The sequence below is a fragment of the Kitasatospora sp. NPDC057940 genome, assembly GCF_042887425.1.
In the GTDB taxonomy this organism is placed as follows: domain Bacteria; phylum Actinomycetota; class Actinomycetes; order Streptomycetales; family Streptomycetaceae; genus Kitasatospora.
This window is the reverse complement of sequence record NZ_JBHVPH010000023.1, coordinates 33423-53358: the sequence shown is the minus strand read 5'-3', so window position 1 is coordinate 53358 and position 19936 is coordinate 33423. Positions and strand designations below refer to the sequence as shown.

Here is a 19936-nt window from a genome sequence, read left to right as displayed (position 1 = left end):
CCGCCGCCGCCGTGCGGCTGGGGCTGCAGGACGGCGGGGGCGCCCGGCCGGACCGGGCCGGGCTCAGAGGTGGACACGGTAGTGCTTCGCGACGTCGTCCCGGATCGTCAGGCCGAGCCCGGGCTCACCCTCCCGTCCCGGGCGCAGGTGGCCGCCGGACGGGTCGAGGGTGCCGTCGAAGAGGAGGTTCTCGATGCGGACGTGGTCGTGGAACCACTCCAGGTGGCGCAGGTTCGGGATGGCCGCGGCGGCGTGGGCGTGGGCGTGCGGGGCGCAGTGCCCGGACAGGTGCAGGCCGTGGGCCTGGGCGAGGGCGGCGGCACGCAGCCACACGGTGAGGCCGCCGCAGCGGGTGGCGTCGGCCTGCAGGCAGTCGACGGCCGGGATCATGCGGGCGAAGTAGGGCAGGTCGTAGCCGTACTCGCCGGCGGCGACGTCGGCGGTGACGGCGTCGCGGATGTTGGCGAGGCCGGTGAGGTCGTCGGAGGAGACGGGTTCCTCGAACCAGCTCACTCCCAGGCCGGCCAGCGTCCGCCCGATCCGTACGGCCTGTTTGCGGGTGTAGGCGCCGTTCGCGTCCACATATAGCTCGGCGTCGTCGCCTACCAGGGCGCGGGCCTGTTCGGCGCGTTCCAGGTCGCGGCGCTCGCGGGTGCCCCAACTCTCACCGATCTTGATCTTGAAGCGGGTGAGGCCCTGCTCCGCCCAGCCTGCGAGCTGCTCGGCGAGCCGGTCGTGCGCGTAGGTGGTGAAGCCGCCGCTGCCGTAGACGGGCACCTCGTCGCGGGCCCGGCCGAGCAGGTCGGCCAGCGGCAGGCCGAGCAGGCGGGCCTTGAGGTCCCACAGGGCGATGTCGATCGCGGAGATGGCGCCGGCGATCAGGCCGGGCCGTCCGGCGTTGCGCACCGCGCGGCTCATCGTCTCGTTCGCGGCTGGCACGTCGAACGCCGAACGGCCGACGACCACGTCGTGGAGCAGCCCGGTGGCCACCTGAGCGGTGGCGGGGTCGCCGTAGGTGTAGCCCAGGCCCGTCGTGCCGCCGCCGCGGGCCCGGACGAGGACCATGGTCGTGTGCTCCCAGGCCAGGGTGCCGTCCGCCTCGGGAGCGTCGGTCGGAAACTGGAGGACCTGCACGTCCAGGCGCTCGATGGTCGGGGCTCCGGTGGTGTTCATGACGCCTCGCCGGCAGCCCTCTGGGCGGCCGCGTAGGCGTACTGCAGGAAGTCGGCCACGCTCAGCGCGGCCAGCGTAGCGGTCGCCAGGCGGGTGACGCGTGGGGCGAAGATGGAACCGGCGGTACAGGCGGTGGCGGCCCAGAGGCCAATGCAGAACGGGCAGGTCACCAGCTCGCCGATGGCCTTTCGGGCCCCGGTGCCGCGTACCTCTTCCTCCAACTCGGCCGGGCCCGTGGTGCCCTCGAAGCGGGTGAACGGCGCACGCAGTGGACTGGTGACGGGGTCCTTGGCGAGTAGGCGGGACAGCTGGTGGGTGGCCAGCGCGTTCAGGGCCACGTCCCACGCGGTGGGGCTGGGCAGCTCGCGGCGGCCCGCCCGGGCGGCCGCGGCGATGCCGCCCACCGCGGCGCCGTACACGGCCATGAGGCCGGTGTAGCCGGCCAGCGGCCGATCGTCGTCGCCCTTGTAGGCGCGGGCCTCGCGGTGCAGCCGATCGTGCAGGGGCATCATCGTGTCGAACCCTTCCGGATCGGATGGCGGTGGCGGGCGGCGAGGACACCGCCTACGGCCAGGGCGGCCCCGGCGCCGACCAGGCTCGCGGTCAGCAGGCGGGCCGGCACCAGTCGGGGCTGGGGACGTGGGACCGCATGCTCGGGGTGGTCTGCGGGCGGCGGTCCGTCAAGTGCCAGGGCGAGAACCTCGGCCAAGTGCAGGGCCTGTCGGCCGGTGTCGGCCTGGTCGATCTGGGTGCGGCAGCTGAAGCCGTCGGCCAGGACGAACGCGTCGGGCTCAGTGCCGCGCACGGCGGGTAGCACGCCCTGCTCGGCGATGGCCTGCGACAGGTCGTAATGCCCCTGCTCGAAGCCGAAGTTGCCGGCCAGGCCGCAGCAGCCTTCGTCGAGCACGTTCGCCTCCAGGCCCGCGCGGCGCATCAGTTCGCGGTCCGGATCCGCACCGAGGACGGCGTGTTGGTGGCAGTGCGTCTGCACGGTCGCGGCGCGGTCGATCGTGGGCGGTTGCCAACCGCCGGGGGCGTGGTTGACGAGCTGTTCGGCGAAGGTCCGCACCTGTGCGGCGAGGCGGGTGATGTCCTGGTCGCCGGCGAGCAGGTCCGGGGCGTCGGTCCGGAAGACGGCGGTGCAGGAGGGTTCGAGGCCGATGATCGGCGTGCCGGCCTCCAGCCACGGGCGCAGGGTTCGCGTCGTGCGGTTCAGGACGCGGCGGGCGGTGGCAAGTTGGCCGGTGGAGATCCAGGTCAGGCCGCAGCAGACCGGCCCCTCGGGGACGGCGACCTGGAAGCCGGCGTTTTCGAGGACTCGGACCGCGGCGTGGGCGATGTGCGGGTGGAAGTGGTTGGTGAAGGTGTCCGGCCAGAGCAGCACGGTGTGCGGATCGCGCGGATCAGGCTGTGGCCTGCCGGACCGGTGCCGGGCCTCCTGGAACGACTCGGTGGCGAACAGGGGCGCGGTGCGGCGGGGGTCGATTCCGGCCAGCCGCTTGCCCAGCCACCCGAGGCCGGGTGCGCGCAGGGCGGCGTTGGCCAATTCGGAAACCGCCAGCGTGCGTGTCAGGTGGGTCCATAGCGGGAGCCAGCCCATGGCGTAGTGGGCGGCCGGGCGCAGCCGGCCCTGGTAATGGTGGGCGAGGAACTCGGCCTTGTAGGTGGCCATGTCGACCCCGACCGGGCAGTCGGACTTGCAGCCCTTGCAGGCCAGGCACAGGTCGAGGGCGTCGCGGACCTCGGTGGAGCGCCAGCCGCCGGTGACCGGGGAGTCGTCGTGGCCGCCGAGCATCTCGAACAACAGCCGTGCCCGGCCGCGGGTGGAGTGCTCCTCCTCGCCCGTGGCCCGGTAGGAGGGGCACATCACGCCGCCCTGGTGGGTGCGGCAGTTGCCGATGCCCACGCAGCGCAGCACCGCCCGGCCGAAGTCGTTGCCGTCGTCGGCGAAGGCGAAGTGGGTCTGCTTCGGCTGGGGCCGCCAGTCGGCGCCCAGCCGCAGGTTGGCGTCGACCGGGTGAGGGTGGACGACCTTGCCCGGGTTCATCCGGTTGCCCGGGTCGAACAGGGCCTTGACCTCGGCCATCGCCTCGATCAGGGCGGGGGTGAACATGCGCGCCAGCAGTTCGCCTCGGGCCTGCCCGTCGCCGTGCTCACCGGACAGCGAGCCGCCGTAGGAGGCGACCAGGTCGGCGGCGTCGAACAGGAACGTCCGGAACTGCTCGATGCCCTTGCCTTCGCGCAGCCCGAAGGGGATCCGGGTGTGGACGCAGCCCTGCCCGAAGTGCCCGTACAGGGACGCCTGTTGGTAGCCGTACCGGTCGAAGAGCCGCTCCAGGTCGCGCAGGTAGTCGCCCAGTTTCTCCGGGGCCACCGCAGAGTCCTCCCAGCCTTCCCAGGTTTCGGAGCCGTCCGGCGGGCGGGCCGTCACGCCGAGACCCGCCTCCCGGGCTCTGAGCATCTCCTGTTCCCGCGCCGGATCATCCGACAGCGCCACCCTCGGATCGTCCTCGTCACGGCCCAGCGACCGCAGCAGTTCCAGCGCCTGCCCGTCCGCCTCGTCCTTCGTGTCCCCGGTGAACTGGACCAGGAGCCAGCTGTCGCCCTCCGGCAGGCTGTCCAGTGAGTCCAGGTAGGCGCGCTCCTCGCGCATCAGCTGTGCCATGCGTCCGTCGATGGCCTCCAATTGGGTGGGGCAACTGTGCTCGAGCAGCTCCGGTACGGCGTCGGCAGCCTGGTAGATGTCGTCGTAGCCCAGCACGAGCAGCGCTTCGGCGGCCGGAACCGCGACCAGTTCCAGTTCGGCCCGCAGCACCGTCACGAGGGTTCCCTCGCTGCCGACCAGCGCCCGGGCGACGTCGAAGCCGTTCTCCGGGAGCAGGGAGTCCAGGTTGTAGCCGGACACCCGGCGCGGGATCTTCGGGTAGCCCGTGCGGATCTCAGCCAGGTGCCGTCCGACGACATTCCGCAGGCCCTGATAGATCTCGGCGCGCGGGCCGCCGTCGGCCGCGATCCGCGCGTACTCGTCGTCGCTGGTCGCCCCGGCCCAGAACCGGACGCCGTCGTAGGTGAGAACGTCGAGGCGGCGGACGTTGTCGACGGTCTTGCCATACGCCTGGGCGGAGGCCCCGCAGCTGTTGTTGCCGATCATGCCGCCCAGTGCGCAGTGGGTGTGGGTGGACGGCTTCGGCCCGAACTTCAGCTTGTGCGGAGCCAGTTGCCGGTTGAGCTCGTCCAGGACGATGCCCGGCTCGACCACGCACGTCCGGGCCTGCGGGTCCACCGAGACCAACCGGTTGCAGTACTTGGTCCAGTCGATGACCACCGCCTCGTTGGTGCACTGCCCCCCGAGGCTGGTACCGCCGCCACGGGAGAGCACCGGAGCGCCGAAACGGGCGCACACGGCAACCGCTGCGGCGCCGGCCTCCACGGTGCGGGGCACCACCACGCCGATCGGGACCTGCCGGTAGTTCGAGCCGTCAGTGGCATACGCGCCGCGGCTGCCCGGGTCGAACCGGACCTCGCCGTCCACCTCGGCCCCGAGCGACTCCTCAAGTGCGACGAGATCCACCCCCTGACTGCCGGCCATGAGTCAGTTCCCTCCGTTGCCGGGCAGGAACTCCTGGATCTTGGCCTTCACTCCTTGCCTCACAACGGAGCCCCGGTCACTGTCCCCCTTCAACACGGACAGAGCGGCGGCCTTGATCTGGTCCCAGGTGGCGTGCGGCGGAATCGGCGGCACCGCCGGGTCGGTGCGGAAATCGATGACGAACGGCCGGTCCGCCGCCAGCGCCTGGCGCCAGGCCGGTTCCACGTCCTCGGGCCGTTCCACCCGCACTCCCTCCAGGCCGAACGACCGGGCGATGTCGGCGTAGCGGACGTCCGGCAGGCTCTGCGAGGGCTCGAACTGCGGGGCGCCCTGCATCGCCCGCATCTCCCAGGTGACCTGGTTCAGGTCACGGTTGTTCAGCACCGCCACCACCAGGCGCGGATCCGACCACTCCCGGTAGTACTTCGCGGCAGTGATCAGCTCCGCCAGGCCGTTCATCTGCATGGCTCCGTCACCGACGATCGCGATGGCCGGACGGTCGGGGTGCGCGAATTTCGCACCGATCACGTACGGCACTCCCGGCCCCATCGTCGCCAGTGTTCCCGACAACGAGCCACGCATCCCGCCGCGGAACCGCAGGTGCCGGGCGTACCAGTTCGCGGACGAGCCGGAGTCCGCGGCGAGGATCGCGTTGTCGGGCAGCAGCGCGTCGAGGGTGTGCACGACGTACTCCGGGTTGATCGGATCGGCGCTCACTTCGGCGCGGCGCTGCATGACCTCCCACCAGCGGGCAGCATTGGCCTCGACGGTCTTGCGCCAGGTGCCGTCCGCCCTGGGTTCCAGCAGCGGGAGGAGTCGGCGCAGCGTCTCGCCGGCGTCGCCGACGAGGTTGACCTCGAACGGGTAGCGCAGACCGACCATGGACGGGTCGATATCGATCTGCACCGCCCTGGCCTGGTCGAACTCCGGAAGGAACTGCGTGTACGGGAAGCTGGAGCCCACCACGAGGAGGGTGTCGCAGTCGCGCATCATCTCGTAGGAGGGACGGGTGCCGAGCAAGCCGATGGAGCCGGTCACGTACGGCAGGGTGTCGGGCAACGCGTCCTTGCCGAGCAGGGCCTTCGCCACCCCGGCGCCGAGCAGGTCAGCGACCTGCTCGACCTCGGGCCGGGCGGATCGGGCGCCCTGCCCGACCAGCATCGCGACCTTCTCCCCCGCGTTGAGGACCTCCGCCGCCCTCGCCAGATCCTCCTCGGCGGGGACCGGCGCATAACGGGGGATGCCGAGACTGGAGGGGACCTGCTTGAACGCGTGAGCGGGCGGCTCATAGTCCAGCTCCTGCACGTCAGCCGGGATGATCACCGCGGTGACCGTGCGCCGCGTGGCGGCGATCCGCATCGCGCGGTCCAGCACGTTCGGCAGCTGAGCGGCGACCATGACCATCTCGCAGAACTCGGAAGCCACGTCCTTGTAGAGGCTGAGGAGATCGACTTCCTGCTGGTAGGAGCCGCCCATCGCGGTGCGGTCCGTCTGGCCGACGATCGCCACCACCGGCACGTGGTCGAGCTTCGCGTCGTACAGCCCGTTCAACAGGTGGATCGCACCCGGCCCAGAAGTGGCCACGCACACCCCGGTGCGCCCGGAGAACTTCGCGTAGCCGACGGCCTGGAAGGCGGCCATCTCCTCGTGTCTGGCCTGCACGAACTGCGGCTTGTTGTCGGCACGGCCCCAGGCGGCCAGCAGGCCGTTGATCCCGTCACCGGGAAAGGCGAAGACGTGCTCCACCTCCCACTCGCGCAACCGCTCCAGCACGTAGTCGGAAACCTTCATCGCCCAACTCCTCCACAGCGCGGCCCTGGCCTCTCAGTCACCGGAGAGGCCCCGCCAGCACGGCTAACCGCTGGAGCAGCGATGAAACCGCCGCAGGTCAGGCCGACCGGGGACTACGGCAGTATCACCTCAGCCTCCGCTGTCGGCAGTCAGGCATGCCGGACGGCTTGCGCTCGGGTACCCCGGCTGGGCGCGCGGCTACGAAGCGGAACGCCTCGACGGTGCCAGGGCCGCGTGGCGTCCTCGTTGATCAGTACAAAAGGAAGCCACCACGGCGCGCGCAATCCCGGGTGCCGCACCCCCCGGCGGTCAATCCGTCCTACCAGCCATCCCCCACACTCCACACGCGCTCTCATGACGATGCAGGAACATCACGACCCCACCGGAGGCAATCCGCCGCTCAGTGACCACCACGCAGCACCCCGCTGCTGGGCGTGCCGGCTCTGGTGCGGGTCCACGATGCCGCTGATCGGGAACAGTGACCGTCCCTGTCGGAGGGCGCGTACAGGCATCGAGCTCTGCGAGAGTCACGCCGAGCGCCCTGGCACGGGAGCGGCGCCGACCACGGCGCTCGCGCTGCTGCTTCATCTGCCTAGCATGCCGCCTAGGCAATGCACACCCCGCGTACCGACACGAGGCTACGGTGACCACCCACCCGCAGCGGCCACCGTAGGAGCGTCCGGGTCAGGCGCAGTCGGCCTGCCCCTGGCAGAGCTCCTAACCGATCAGAGGTCCGACGGCGCCGAGCGCCTCTCGGAGCAGCCTGCTATCGCGCCCGCTCACTGCAACTCGTAACGCGCGACAGCGGCTTCCGGCCAGGTGGCGGCCACGGTGAGCCTATAGATCATTCCAGGCCTGCCCCCAGGCCACCACCACCGCAAGACAGGATCTCTCCGGTCGGCGGGCGCACTTGCCAAACAAATAAAGGAATCGGTCCAGTAGGCCACTTCCACCGCCGATCGAATTGTGTCGTCGAACTTACCTGCCCGCCCCCCAACCAGACCACAATGAGGGTGCACGACTCCATCCGCCACTAGAAGGTGATCACCATGCGTGCCCACGCCAGCGCGAGCGCGGCTTCGGCGTCACCGGGGCCGGCCCGGTGACCGGGGCTGACCAGCACTTCGGTCTCGTCGGTGGCGGTGGTCACTACGGCTCCTCCCGGGTGCTGACGGCGTTGTGGTCGCCGTACTTCCTGAGCACCTGTCCTCCTGCGGGTTGGGTGGATCGGGCCGGGCCGCCGCGCGGGCGGCGGCCCGGCCCGTGCGGTCAGGCTTCGTCCGGTTCCGGACCCGTCGCCTCGGAATCGAGCGCACCCGAGGCGATCTGCTGCTCGGTCTCGGCGAGGCGGCGCTCGGCAATGTCGGCGTAGTGCGAAGTCACCTCGAAGCCAAGGAAGTTCCGGTTCTCCAGCAGCGCCGCCACGCCCGTCGAGCCGGAACCCGCGCAGAAATCGAGGACGGTGCCGCCCGGGCGGCAGATCTTTACCAGCTCCCGCATTACCGAGACGGGCTTCTGGGTGATGTGGACTCGGCCCGTCCTCGGCTGGGAGGCGGTGTACAGGCCGGGCAGGTAGACGGGGTGGGCGTCGCCGTCGATGGGGCCCTTGCTGCCCCACAGAACGAATTCACAATTCTGCGTGAAACGTCCCTTTTGCGGGCGCGCAGCGGGCTTGTACCAGGCGAGCGCACCGCGCCAGATCCAGCCGCCGGCCTGTAGAGCGTCGCTGGTGGCGGCCAACTGGCGCCAATCCGTGAAAACGAGCGCGACGCCGCCGTTCTTGGTGGCCCGATAGGACTCAGCGAGGAGCTGGCTCAGCCAGTACGTATAGGAACGCTGGTCCTTGTTCTCTCCGGGGAAATCGGCGAGGGTGTGGGCGGCATCGGCTGAGGTGTACTTCGCGCGGGCCGTCCGCCCGGTCCTTTCCTGCGTGGTACGCCCGCCCGAATTGTAAGGGGGGTCGGTGATGACGCAGTCGACGGAGTTCGAGGGGATCGCGGCGAGCCGGGTGAGGGCGTCGCCCCGATGGATTTCGTAGGGCAAGGGGCGGGCTGTCCTCCTGGTCGGGAAAGGGGAAGGCAGCCGGAGCACGCTCTCTGAACTGGGCATTTCTGCCGCAGTCGGCCGGGCGAAACGAGCGTTTGAACCATGCGGCTCCGGCTGCGGTGAGGAACCTAGCCCACGTGCGGCTCGCAACCTAAAAAGGGCGCCCCCGGCCACTGGCGAAGATCGTTTTAGGTTGCGAGCCGCACCTCGCCTATCGTCACCTGCGCCACGGGAGAGTCCGCCGGTCTGGCTGATCTTCGTTTTAGGCTACGAGCCCTTGCGGACCTACTGTGAGGCACCCGGCTGTGACATTCCCTCCGTTCGCTCTGGCGACCATCGTACTTTTTAGGTCGCGAGCCGCGAAGGCGCTAACGTCCTACCGGCCCATCGCCGGGATATCCCCATTCGGAGCGTTCGCCTCTTTTTAGGTCGCGAGCCTTCGATTCGGTAGCTTCGGTGACCTCAAGCGAATTCCACCTATCCACCCCAGGGGACAGTCATGCCCTTTTCGAGATTACGAGCGCGGCTTGCTGCCGCTCCCGCCGGCCCGCCCATCCGCAGGAGGGCAGGCCCCTCCCCCCGCGCTCGGTCGCATGATCCGACAGGAGACCTCATCATCCGCTCCCTCACCGTACGGACGCCGAATCCCATCTCCCGGCCTCCGGACGCCTCCGCCGCCGCACCGGCGGGAGGTGGCGCTCTGGAGACCCGATGAGCATGAAGAAGGTCGTCGGCCTCGGCACGGCCGGCCTCCTGCTCACCCCGTTCGCCATCGCGTTCCCCGCGCTGGCCGTCACCGCCAACGACGAGGCCACCAAGGCCACCAGCACCAACACCTGCACGTCCGGCCCCGGTCCACAGGCTGTGGACACCGCCGCCGTCGCCGCCCAGGTCAAACTGATCCTGAGCGGGGCCGCGGGACCGGCCGGTTCGGTCGCCGGCCTGGACGCCCCGAGCGTCCAGATCCCGAACGCGAAGACGATCGTGGCGACCGGCATCGCGATGAAGGTCCCGGCTCGCGGTCAGACCATCGCACTGGCAACCGCCTTGCAGGAGTCGGGACTTCGCAACCTGAGCTCCGGCGACCGCGATTCGCTCGGCCTCTTCCAGCAGCGCCCGTCGCAGGGCTGGGGCACGGCCGTGCAGATCCAGGACCCGGTCTACGCCTCCACCAGCTTCTACAAGGCCCTGCTCGACGTCTCCGGCTGGGAACAGCTGCCGCTGACCCAGGCCGCGCAGAAGGTCCAGAAGTCCGGCTTCCCCGACGCGTACGCGAAGTGGGAGGGCTTGGCGAACGCCCTTCAGCAGTCCATCTCCCTGGCCCTGAATGGGAGTTCGAGCGCAGGCGGCGGCTCCCCGTCCCCGACCGCGACCCCCTCGCCTTCGCCCTCTTCGGGCGGGTGCGGAACCAGTGCCGGCGCGGGGACGGACTGGGGCACCATCCCCCCGGGCGTCCTGCCCGCCGGCTACCAGATCCCCACCGAAGCGCCGCCCGCCGTCCAGAACGCGATCAAGTTCGCGCTCGGTCAGCTGGGGACGCCGTACCAGTGGGGCGGCGACTGCACCGCACCACATGGCCCGGACCCGATGGCCCGCTGCGACTGCTCCAGCCTGACGCAGCAGGCGTACAAGGCCGGCGGCGTGACGCTCACGCGAACGACCTACACCCAGGTCAGCGAGGGCACCGCGGTGTCGGTGGACGCCTTGCGCCCCGGCGACCTGCTGTTCACCCGCCCCGGCCCGCAGGGCCCGGAGCACGTGGGGATGTTCATCGGCCAGGGCCTCGTGGTGCACGCGCCGAAGACCGGCGACGTGGTCAAGATCTCCACGCTCAACTCCTGGAGGCCGGACATCATCGCCGCCCGCCGCGTCGCCAACTGACGGCAACTGCCTTCCACCTCAGCGCACTTCGCGCATCCTACCCCCTCCCTCGCGCGGCTCGGCCGCGCACCTTCCCGCCCCTCTAGCCGTGGAGTGTGATTGCTCACCTACCTCGCCGATTCCGCCGCCAAGGCCCAGCAGCTGGCCTTCGACCCCGGCATCACTCCCAGCCAGGGCGGCCTTCCCGGCCTGGACGTCCTCAAGTCCACCGTCGGCTCGATCAACCTCTTCGCGATCATCGCGGTGGTCGGCGCCCTGTGTGTCAGCGGCATCGTCTGGGCCTGGGGCCACCACACGGGTTCGCACGGCAGCGAGCAGAAGGGCAAGCAGGGCGCACTCGTGGCGGCCGGCGCGGCCCTCCTGCTGGGCGCCGCCAACGGGATCGTCAGCTTCTTCAGCGCAGTTGGGACCAACGTCCACTGATGCTCAAGTCGTCCTCGCCGTTCACCGGGCAGTCCGCGCTGCTGCGCCGGCTGCTGATCGGCCTGGGCGTGCTCGTGGTCGTCGCCCTGCTGGCCGGGCTCACCGCCCGGCTGGCGGGCGGCGGCCACCGCGCCCCGATCGCCGCCAACTCCCCCTCCGTCCCTGCCGTTTCGACGCCTTCCGCAGCGCCTTCGCCGCGCACCGGCGCCGACCCCTCGGCCGGCCCGGCTGCCAGCACCGCCCCCGTCGTCGCCCCGCCGCCGCATACCAGCGACCCGATCGCGTTCGCGAAGGCGTTCACCGCGGCGCTGTGGACCTACGACACCCGCGCCGCGACCCAGCCGCAGCAGCTCGCCGGCCTGCGCGAGTGGCTGACCGGTGAGAGCCAGTACGCCGATCCGGACGCGCTCGCCGCGCAGGTCCCGGACCCGACCCTGTGGGACCGGATGCGCGACAACGGCCAGTTCGCCGTCGGCGAGGTGGCCGAGGCGCACCTGCCCGCCGCATTTCAGAAGGGCATTGGCAACGACCCGACGCAACTGACCATCGCCTACATCTACGCGGTCACCGTCACCGGCAAGCAGACCATCAGCTGGCGCGACGGCGGCCGGGGCGCCGAGGACCGCGCCATAACCATGGCCGTGCAGTGCCGGGCAGGCCGCGACTGCGCGCTGGCCACCATCGCCACCACCGTCTACCCCTGACCCGCCCATCGGTCCCAACCAGAGGAGCTGATTGCCCATCGGTATCTGCGACCTGCCCGGCTCCGGTCTGCTCTGCGACGTCATCGTCGGCGGCGTCAGCGATTCCGTCACTGACTCCATCGGCAAGTGGATCGCCAAGAGCGCCGGCGACCTGGCCAAGAGCGCGGTCGACCTCGCCTCCCGCGCCGTCGACAAGACCACCAGCATCGACCTATCGGCGGACTGGTTCCGCACCAACTACGCCACGATCTTGCCGATCGCGCTGACCATGCTGGTGATGACCTTCATCTTCCAGCTGATCAGGGCAGCCTGGCGCCGCGACGGCCAGGCACTCGGCCAAGCCGTCACCGGCACAGTCTCGGCGACGCTGTTCGCGATGTGCGCGATCACTTTCACCGGCGTCGCGGTCGTGATCGTGGACGCCCTCTCGCGGGGGCTGTTCCAAATCGCCAACTCCAATATGGACGACGCGGTCAGGCGGATCGTCCGGGTGTCGATGATCCACGTCACGTCACCGCTTGGCTGGGCCGTCCCCGCAGTCGTCGCGCTCGGCTGTGCGGCAGGCGCAATCCTCTACTGGGGCGCGATGGTCCTGCGCAAGGTCACCGTCCTCGTGCTCGTCGTACTCGCCCCCTTCGCGGCGGCCGGCGGAGCGTGGGAGCCGACCCGCGACTGGCGCCGCAAGTGGATCGAGGCCACCGCGACCGTCGTGTTCAGCAAGCTGATCATGACGGTGATCATGCTCGTCGGTGTCTCCGCCCTCGGCGAGAGCAACACCAAGGACGGCGTGCAGGCGCTCTCGGACATCATCTCCGGCCTGGTCATCATGGCACTGGTGCTGCTGTCGCCCATGGCCATCTACAAGTTCGTGCACTGGGCCGGCGACGGCGGACAGTCCCACGACCTGCACCGATCGACCGCTGCCGGCCTTCAGGCCAGCGCCGCAACCGCCCAGAAGGGCACCCGGATGGCCATGACCGCGGCCAGCGGCGGCGCAGGCGCCGCGGCGATGGGCGGCGGCGGCGCGAGTGGTGCGGCGACGGGCGGCGGCGCCCCGCAGGGCCCCGCGCAGGTGCCCGGCCAGGACAGCCCTGCCGGTGGCAACAGCACCAACTCCGGCGGCGGCGAGTCCTCCCCGTCGCAGAGCACCTTCCGGTTCCCCGGCACGTCCTCCGGCAGCAGCGGCGACGCGATCGGCCAGCCGCTGATCACCCGGCGTGGCGCCCGCAGTGGCGGCGACCAGGGACAGCCCCTGATCTCCCGCGCCCCGGCCTCCGGCCAGCAGCCCGGAACGCCCTCCGAGGGATCAACTACCAAGGCGGGCAATGCACTTACTGCCGCCCCTGCAGCGGGCGGGTCCAGTGCACCACAGGTCGTCCTCGGCGCTGCGCGGACCACCGGCTCACCCTCCTCAGCCGGGCGAGCAGAAACGTTTCCCTCTGCCGCTGCCGGACCAGACTCCGCACCGAGCACCCCCGTCGGTTCCTCCACCCCGCCCACCTCCTGACCGCCACCGGCCGGGGCCGCCCCTCACCCGAGCCCCGGCCGGCCCCCGCCCTCATCGAAAGAGTCGCCCCTGTCGGCCTCCGAACTCCCTCTGCCGACCGTCCGGTTCCCCAGCCGATCCCGCCGCGGCGTGCTGCTCGGGCTCAGTGCCGCCCAGCTCACCGTCGTCGGCACGGCCGGCGCCCTGCTCCTGGCAACCATGGTCGCCACCGGACTGGCCGGCGCCGCCCTGGCCACCCCCATCTGGGCTCTGGCCGCCACCCTCGTCCTCGTCCGCGTCCACAGCCGCTCCATCGCCGATTGGTCCCCTATCGCTATCCGCTTCTACCTGCGCCGCGCCAAGGGCCAGCTCGTCTGGCTCGCCCGTCCCGCCACCCGGCCCCGCCGTGACGGGCTCCTCCACCTGCCCGGTACCGAGGCGAGCCTGCGCGCCGTCACCGCGCAGGGCGGCACGCTCGGTGCGGTCCACGACCCGCAGAAGAACACCCTTACCTCCATCATCCGCGTCAGCTCCCGCGCGTTCGCGCTGCTCGACCCGCCCACCCAGTCCGCCAACGTCTCCGCCTGGGGCCGGTGCCTGGCATCGCTCGCTCGCACCGGCTACATCACCACCGTGCAGGTCATCGAGCGCACCGTCCCCGACAGCGGCGACGCCCTGCAGCGCTACTGGGCCGAGCACGGCCGTCCCGACGCGAAGGTCGCGGGCCCCGTCTACAAGGAGCTGCTCGCCGCCGCGGGACCGACCGCCGCGCCGCACGAGAGCTACATCGCGGTGAGCCTCGACCTCAAGGCGGCCCGCCGCCTGATAGGAGAGGCCGGCGGCGGCCTGGTCGGCGCCTTCGCGGTGCTCGCCCAAGTGGTCCCCGGCTTCGAGCAGTCGCTGCGCAACGCCGGTCTGAACCCTGGCGGTTGGCTGACCACCGGGGAGATCGCCGCCGTGATCCGCAGCGCCTACGACCCGAAGGCCCTCGCCCACCTTGAGCAGTGGTCCGAGACCGGCCAGCCCACCGCCGACCCGGCCGCCGCCGGCCCGGTCGTCGTCGTCGAGGAGCCCACCCGCCTGACCACCGACACCGCCTGCCACGCGGTGTACTGGATCGAGCAGTGGCCCCGCTCGGAGGTCGCCCACGGCTTCCTCCACCCACTGGTGTTCGCCGGCGGCGCACGCCGCACGCTCTCCCTCACCTACGGCCCGCAGGCCCTCGACGCCGCGCTCAAGGCCGTGCAGCGCACCAAGGCCAGCATCATCGCCGACGCCGCCGAGCGCGTCCGCAAGGGCCAAGTCGACTCCGAGGCCGACTCGATGGAGTACGCGGACGCCAAGCAGCACGAGCGCGAGCTGATCAGCGGCCATGCCGACGTCGACCTGACCGGCCTGGTGGTCGTCTCGGCCGACACCCCCGAGGAGCTGCGCCGTTCCTGCGCCTCCATCGAGACCGCCGCCGCCGGCACCGGCCTGGACCCGCGGCTCCTGCGCTGGCAGCAGGCCGATGCCTTCGCCCAGGCCGCTCTGCCGCTCGCACGCACCTGACGGGAGGCCCTGCCGTGCATCACCCGCCTACCGACGACCACCGGCTGCTGCGCTTCGCGACCGCCGGCCTCGACGTCCACCACCACACCGCCCTCCCCGAGCAGGAGCCCGTCTCCCGCGCCGAGTTGGACGCCCTGCACGCCCACTGTGTCGCGCTGTTCGCGCTGCTCGACACCCACACCGGCACCACCAGGCTCCACGCCCCGGCCGAGGCCGACCACCTCCACGCCGCCCGCATCCGCGCCTGGCAGACCTGCGAAGCGCTGCACGGTGCCTACCATCGCGCCCCGCGCGCCGACGGACGCCGCCCCACCCGCGAGGCGTGCGCGCTGCGGTTGCCCGAAGGGGCACCGGACATGGCGATCTGCCAGCGCCACACCACCACCGCCGGGCGCGTGCGCCGCATCGCCACCCCGTCCGAGCTGCGCGGCACCCCCACCGCCTCCTCCCGCACCTGATCTGGAGAAACGTTCCTGCGCTCCGCCAGTGCCACCCCCCTGTTCACACCGACCCGGTCAGACCGCGCCGCCCGCCGCCAGGCCACGCGCGACCTCGCCGCCGCCCGCCTCGCCGCCCGCGAGGCCGGCCAGCCCCACCGCCCGAAGAACCGCCGCGAGGAGAACGCAGAACTCCTCCCCGTCTACCCCGCCTCCGGCCGCCCCGGCCCGGCTTCCCTGCGCGGCGGCAAGCTGCGGCTCCCGGCACACCGGATGACCACCGCGACCGCGTCCGCTGCGTATCCCTTCCTCGCGGAGGGCGGGCTCGGTTCCTCCGGCGTCCTCATCGGCCGCGATGTTCACGCCGAGGCGAGCTTCGTCTTCGACCCGTTCGCCCTGTACGGGAAAGTTGAAAACTTTACCAACCCGAACACGCTGATCGCCGGCGTCATCGGCCAGGGAAAGTCGGCACTCGCAAAGTCAATTGCCTTGAGGAGCACCGCATTTGGCTACCGCGTGTACGTGCCGTGCGACCCGAAGGGAGAGTGGACGTCCGTCTCCGAGGCGATCGGCGGGACCACCATCGCGCTGGGCCCGGGGCTACCCGGCAAGTTGAACCCATTGGACGCCCCGCCCCCGCCGGCGGGAGTGGACCCGGCCGACTGGGCAAGCGAGGTCCGCAAGCGCCGACTCCTGCTGCTCGGCTCGCTGGCGCGCACCGTGCTGCACCGGGATCTGCACCCGATGGAGTACACCGCGCTCGATGTCGCCCTGGACGCGGTCGCCACCCGCACCGACCAGACCGGCCAGGTTCCGCTGCTCGGCGACGTCGCCGCCGTCCTCGGGCAGCCAGCCGTCCTCGACGCCGCGCTCGGCGACCCCACCCGCCGGGTCGGCGCCGCCGCCCAGGACCTCTCCCACGCGCTGCGCCGACTGGTTCTCGGGGACCTCGCCGGGATGTTCGACGCCCCGTCGACCGCAGCCTTCGATCCGCGCAGCCCGATGCTGACGATCGACCTGTCCAGGCTCGGCTCCACCGGCGCGGTCGCGGTGCCACGGGACGGCGGCGGCCACGTGCGGCATCTTCACGATCATCGCGCTGACCCGGGCTCGCGCCGGGCGGCCGAGGAGAGTCTCGGCGAGGTGATGCAGCGGGCCGGCGGCGAACAGCACGGCGACGACCGGGGCACTCGGCTGCTGATGGAGGTTGTGGACGCGGTAAAGCACCGAGGCGTTCTCCCCGTCACGGGTGAAGTGCCAGAAGTCGTCGCTGCGGTGACCGCGTTCGAATGCGGCCACCAGGGCGTCGGCCTCGGCACGCAGCCGCTCCAGCAGCACATCGGTGACCACCGCGGGGACGACCGCGTACCCGTCTGCCCGTAGTCGGCTGAATGCGTCGACGGCCGGGGCACTCACAGCGCGGCCCCGGTGGCGAGTTGCTGGGCGAACCAGGCCACGGTGGCGGCCAGGCCGTCCTCGACCGGGGTCTGCGGCTCCCACCCGAACGCCTGGCGGGCCAGAGTGGTGTCGGGTCGGCGGCGCACGGGATCGTCCTCGGGCAGGACGACGAACTCGATACCCGCGGCGGAGCCGGTGAGGCCGAGGATGCTGCGGGCGATGTCCAACACGGTGCGCTCGTCCTCGGTGCCCAGGTTGACCGGGCCCGGGTGGCGGCTCGTGGCAAGCGTCAGCAGCCCGGCCACGGTGTCGTCGACGTAGCACAGCGAGCGGCTCTGGCTGCCGTCCCCCGCGACCTGGAGTGGTTGCCCGGTCAGCGCTCGGGTGATGAAGGCCGGCACGGCCCGGCCGTCGTCGGTGCGCATCCGGGGGCCGAAGGTGTTGAAGATCCGCGCGATCGCGGTGTCGGTGCCGTACTCGCGGCGGTACGCGGCGGTGGCGGCCTCCGAGAAGCGCTTGGCCTCGTCGTAGACGCTGCGCGGGCCGATGGGGTTGACGTTGCCCCAGTACGCCTCGGTCTGCGGGTGCTGGTGCGGGTCGCCGTAGACCTCGGAGGTGGAGGCGAGGACGAACCGGGCACCGCGGTCCTTGGCCAGCTCCAGCGCGCTGAGTGTGCCGATGGAGCCGACCGTCAGCGTCGGGATCGGGTGGCGCAGGTAGTCGGCCGGGGAGGCCGGCGAGGCGAGGTGGAACACCAGGTCCACCTCGCGGCCGACGGCGAGCTTGTCGTTGACGTCCTGCTCGATCAGCTCGAAGTGCTCGGCGCCGAGCAGGTGCTCGATGTTGGCGCGGCTTCCGGTCAAGAAGTTGTCCACGCAGACGACGGCGAACCCGCTGCCGTATAGCGCGTCGCACAGGTGAGAGCCGATGAATCCGGCTCCACCGGTCACGACGGCGGTCCTTCGTGACATGGGGCTCCTCAGGGATGGGCATGCCGAACCCGTCCGGCGGCGCGACGGCGCCGGCGGCGGATCGGTGTGCAGGTGAGCGGATGCGGGCACGGCTGGCGTGCCGTGCTTCGGCGATTGGTGCGAGTGGTCCGTCCTCGGTGACGTCGTCTCGCTGCGGCCGGGTCATCGACAGGTTCGGTCCTGAAGTGGTCCCCGGCCGCGCTCCCAGGTGCCCCGCCGCACACCAGCGACAGGGCACCCTTCGGGGAGCACTAGCTAACCGCCGCCCAACTCACCTTGTGAAGAGCACTTTTGTCGTCTCCGTGTCGTCTTCCGAACCCACCGGCCACAAACGAGACATCAGCACACAGTGGCGGAAGGGCTACAATCCGGTGAACACATCGGGGGTCTGCTGATGGGCCGATCAAGCGGCTTGCGCACACGGATGCGCCTCGTCCACCCGCTCAGCGTCGTCCGGGACGAGCAGGATTGGACGTACCAAGACGTCGTCGACATCGTCGCCGACGCCACCAAGCGGTCCGCCGACCGGCGCAAGGCGTGGAAGTGGGAGAACTGGGGAGTCGAACCTGACGCCGAGAGCCAGGCAGCGCTCGCGGCAGCGCTCGGCGTACGCCTGGAGGAGGTGCACCGACTCGGCTGGCCGGGGTGGCTACCGGACGGTGGGCCGGTCCGCACCGGTCACCCCTGGACCATGGTGGGGACGCTGGATGCACTGGACGACACCCTGGAGCATGCGATGCCCGACCGACGCGGATTCATGAAGCTCGGCGGGCAGGCCCTGGCCCTGCTCGCCAGCCAGTGGCTCTCGCAGACGCCCGAAGCACTGGCCGCCGCGTTCGCCGGAGGCCCGGTCGACGAGCAGCTGGTGGAGGACCTGGAGGGCGGGCTGCCGCGGCTTCGCCGACTGGAGGCCGCACTCGGCGGCCACCGCGCCCGCCTACTCCTCGACACCGAGCTGGCTACCGTCACCGACCTGCTCAAGCAGGCGTCCTACACCGAGAAGGTCGGCCAGCGCCTGCTCCGCCTCGACGCCGAGCTCGCCCGCCTCGCCGGCTTCGCCAGCTTCGACGCCGGACTCCATACCGCCGCCCAGCGGTACTGGACTACCGGACTGCGCGTCGCCCACGCTGCCGACGACCGCGCCCTGGGCGCCAACATCCTCAAGTCGCTCAGCCTCCAGTGCTACGACCACGGCCTCGCTACCGCGGCCCTCGCCCTCGCCACCGCCGCCGTCGAAGGTGCAGGCGATGTCACCCCCAGAACGCGGGCCATGCTGCTGCTGCGGCAAGCCCGCGCCCAGGCCGCCTGCGGCAACCGGGTCGGGTGCGACCGTTCGCTGTCCGAAGCCGAGACGCAGATGGCCCGCTCCGCGGTCACCGACGACGACCCGGCCTGGACCGGTTACTTCGACGCCGCCGAGTTCCACGCCCAGACCGCCACCTGCTACGCGGACCTGCGCCGCCCGAGGCTGGCCGAAGTCCATTTCACTACCGCGCTGGACCTGATGCCCCCGGCCAAGGTACGTGACCTGGCCACCTACACGATCCAGAGCGCCCGTACCCACACCGCGCTCGGCAACGCCGACCACGCCGTCCACCTCCTGGAGACGGCCGCCCAGTTGGCCGCCAGCGCACCGTCACACCGCAACACGACCCGGGTGCTCACGGCCCGAGCCGAACTCCCGATGGCCAAGAAAGACCCGAAAGTCCAGCGCCTCGACCAGCTGCTCGCCACACTGTCCGCATGACCACAAACCCCGCCCAGCGCGTCGCCCTCGTCTCCGGCGGCAACCGTGGCCTCGGCCTCGCCATCGCCGCCCGGCTCGCCGAACAGGGCATGCGGGTCGTCATCGGAGTACGCGACCGGCTGGCCGGCCGCGAGGCGGAAACCACCCTCGCCAGCACAGGGCTCCTCGTACACTCCCACGAACTGGACGTCACCGACCCAGCCAGCGTCGCCCGCGCCGTCGCCGACGTAGCCGCCCAGCTGGGACGCTTGGACGTGTTGGTCAACAATGCAGCCGTGGCTGTGGACCGCGGCCAAGCCGCCTCCGCACCCGACTTCGAGCGCGTCCGCGCGACCCTCGACACCAACCTTCTCGGCGCCTGGCGCCTCGCCGCAGCTGCCGTACCGGAGATGCGCAAGAACGGCTACGGCCGCATCGTCAACATCACCAGCCACCTCGGCTCCCAGAGCAACATGGGCATCGGCAACGTCTCCTACCGCATCTCCAAGACGGGCCTCAACGCGCTCACCCAGATCCTCGCCGCCGAAGTCGCCGACACCGGCATCCTCGTGAACGCCGCCTCCCCGGGCCGGACGAACACCCGCATGGCCTACGGCGAGACCGATCGCACCCCGGAAGAGGCTGCCGATACCCCGGTGTGGCTCGCCACCCTCCCCGAAGGTGGTCCTACCGGGGGCCTCTTCTACGAACGGAAGCCCTTGGAGTGGTAGTCCTGGCTGCCGGATTGATCGACCTGCAG

The 19936-nt window shown here is 71.1% G+C and carries 14 protein-coding genes and 2 pseudogenes; 9 read left to right on the top strand and 7 right to left on the bottom strand.

Going from position 1 to position 19936, the window contains the following annotated elements; all coding sequences use genetic code 11:
• Positions 1-63 precede the first annotated feature (63 nt).
• The 5 genes from ACFVTF_RS28450 to ACFVTF_RS28430 form a co-directional block, all read right to left on the bottom strand.
• Entirely contained in the window at positions 64-1173 is a 1110-nt protein-coding gene (locus ACFVTF_RS28450) for an enolase C-terminal domain-like protein (protein ID WP_387817250.1), read from the bottom strand.
• Entirely contained in the window at positions 1170-1682 is a 513-nt protein-coding gene (locus ACFVTF_RS28445; RefSeq protein ID WP_387817249.1) for a DUF1360 domain-containing protein, read from the bottom strand. The genes ACFVTF_RS28450 and ACFVTF_RS28445 overlap by 4 nt, the downstream gene beginning before the upstream one ends.
• A complete protein-coding gene (locus ACFVTF_RS28440; protein WP_387817248.1) occupies positions 1682-4762 on the bottom strand; it encodes an FAD-binding and (Fe-S)-binding domain-containing protein in 3081 nt (1026 codons plus the stop codon). Before ACFVTF_RS28440 ends, ACFVTF_RS28445 begins: the two co-directional genes overlap by 1 nt.
• A 3-nt stretch (positions 4763-4765) precedes the next feature.
• Positions 4766-6553, bottom strand: coding sequence for a thiamine pyrophosphate-requiring protein (locus ACFVTF_RS28435; protein ID WP_387817247.1), 1788 nt, complete (start codon positions 6551-6553; stop codon positions 4766-4768).
• Positions 6554-7822: 1269 nt separating this feature from the next.
• Complete coding sequence (locus ACFVTF_RS28430) at positions 7823-8596, bottom strand: DNA-methyltransferase (RefSeq protein WP_387817246.1); 774 nt, start codon at positions 8594-8596, stop codon at positions 7823-7825.
• Between the two features lie 720 nt (positions 8597-9316).
• On the opposite strand from ACFVTF_RS28430, the gene ACFVTF_RS28425 reads away from it, so the two are divergent.
• The 7 genes and pseudogenes from ACFVTF_RS28425 to ACFVTF_RS28395 all read left to right on the top strand — a co-directional run.
• Positions 9317-10480 (top strand): C40 family peptidase, encoded by a 1164-nt coding sequence (locus ACFVTF_RS28425; RefSeq protein ID WP_387817336.1) that lies wholly within the window; start codon positions 9317-9319, stop codon positions 10478-10480.
• Positions 10481-10579: 99 nt separating this feature from the next.
• Entirely contained in the window at positions 10580-10903 is a 324-nt protein-coding gene (locus ACFVTF_RS28420) for a DUF6112 family protein (RefSeq protein ID WP_380650589.1), read from the top strand.
• Positions 10903-11607 (top strand): hypothetical protein, encoded by a 705-nt coding sequence (locus tag ACFVTF_RS28415; protein WP_387817245.1) that lies wholly within the window; start codon positions 10903-10905, stop codon positions 11605-11607. Before ACFVTF_RS28420 ends, ACFVTF_RS28415 begins: the two co-directional genes overlap by 1 nt.
• Before the next feature lie 31 nt (positions 11608-11638).
• Complete coding sequence (locus ACFVTF_RS28410; RefSeq protein ID WP_387817244.1) at positions 11639-13114, top strand: conjugal transfer protein TrbL family protein; 1476 nt, start codon at positions 11639-11641, stop codon at positions 13112-13114.
• 69 nt (positions 13115-13183) lie between these two features.
• Positions 13184-14644 (top strand): SCO6880 family protein, encoded by a 1461-nt coding sequence (locus tag ACFVTF_RS28405; RefSeq protein WP_387817335.1) that lies wholly within the window; start codon positions 13184-13186, stop codon positions 14642-14644.
• Positions 14645-14658: 14 nt separating this feature from the next.
• Complete coding sequence (locus tag ACFVTF_RS28400) at positions 14659-15102, top strand: DUF6238 family protein (protein WP_387817243.1); 444 nt, start codon at positions 14659-14661, stop codon at positions 15100-15102.
• A gap of 15 nt (positions 15103-15117) precedes the next feature.
• Positions 15118-16122, top strand: a pseudogene (locus ACFVTF_RS28395) (ATP-binding protein); the annotation flags it as partial.
• Positions 16123-16176: 54 nt separating this feature from the next.
• On the opposite strand, the pseudogene ACFVTF_RS28390 reads toward ACFVTF_RS28395, so the two are convergent.
• Both ACFVTF_RS28390 and ACFVTF_RS28385 read right to left on the bottom strand, forming a co-directional pair.
• Positions 16177-16419 (bottom strand): annotated as a pseudogene (locus ACFVTF_RS28390) (phytanoyl-CoA dioxygenase family protein); the annotation flags it as partial.
• Positions 16420-16493: 74 nt separating this feature from the next.
• On the bottom strand, positions 16494-17450 hold the full coding sequence (locus ACFVTF_RS28385; protein WP_387817242.1) for a UDP-glucuronic acid decarboxylase family protein: 957 nt from the start codon (positions 17448-17450) through the stop codon (positions 16494-16496).
• Positions 17451-17874: 424 nt separating this feature from the next.
• Between ACFVTF_RS28385 and ACFVTF_RS28380 the strand changes: the two genes are divergently transcribed.
• Positions 17875-19197 carry a hypothetical protein gene (locus tag ACFVTF_RS28380; RefSeq protein ID WP_387817241.1) on the top strand — a complete coding sequence of 441 codons (1323 nt, stop codon included), beginning with the start codon at positions 17875-17877 and terminating at the stop codon, positions 19195-19197.
• Positions 19194-19907 (top strand): SDR family NAD(P)-dependent oxidoreductase, encoded by a 714-nt coding sequence (locus ACFVTF_RS28375; protein WP_387817240.1) that lies wholly within the window; start codon positions 19194-19196, stop codon positions 19905-19907. The genes ACFVTF_RS28380 and ACFVTF_RS28375 overlap by 4 nt, the downstream gene beginning before the upstream one ends.
• Positions 19908-19936 lie beyond the last annotated feature (29 nt).

Excerpts from the sequence above, each read along its gene's own strand:
- ACFVTF_RS28440 (WP_387817248.1), bottom strand. The coding sequence starts at position 4,762 with ATGGCCGGCAGTCAGGGGGTGGATCTCGTCGCACTTGAGGAGTCGCTC.
- ACFVTF_RS28415 (WP_387817245.1), top strand. The coding sequence starts at position 10,903 with ATGCTCAAGTCGTCCTCGCCGTTCACCGGGCAGTCCGCGCTGCTGCGC.
- ACFVTF_RS28445 (WP_387817249.1), bottom strand. The coding sequence starts at position 1,682 with ATGCCCCTGCACGATCGGCTGCACCGCGAGGCCCGCGCCTACAAGGGC.
- ACFVTF_RS28425 (WP_387817336.1), top strand. The coding sequence starts at position 9,317 with ATGAAGAAGGTCGTCGGCCTCGGCACGGCCGGCCTCCTGCTCACCCCG.
- ACFVTF_RS28450 (WP_387817250.1), bottom strand. The coding sequence starts at position 1,173 with ATGAACACCACCGGAGCCCCGACCATCGAGCGCCTGGACGTGCAGGTC.
- ACFVTF_RS28385 (WP_387817242.1), bottom strand. The coding sequence starts at position 17,450 with ATGTCACGAAGGACCGCCGTCGTGACCGGTGGAGCCGGATTCATCGGC.
- ACFVTF_RS28435 (WP_387817247.1), bottom strand. The coding sequence starts at position 6,553 with ATGAAGGTTTCCGACTACGTGCTGGAGCGGTTGCGCGAGTGGGAGGTG.
- ACFVTF_RS28380 (WP_387817241.1), top strand. The coding sequence starts at position 17,875 with ATGCGCCTCGTCCACCCGCTCAGCGTCGTCCGGGACGAGCAGGATTGG.
- ACFVTF_RS28375 (WP_387817240.1), top strand. The coding sequence starts at position 19,194 with ATGACCACAAACCCCGCCCAGCGCGTCGCCCTCGTCTCCGGCGGCAAC.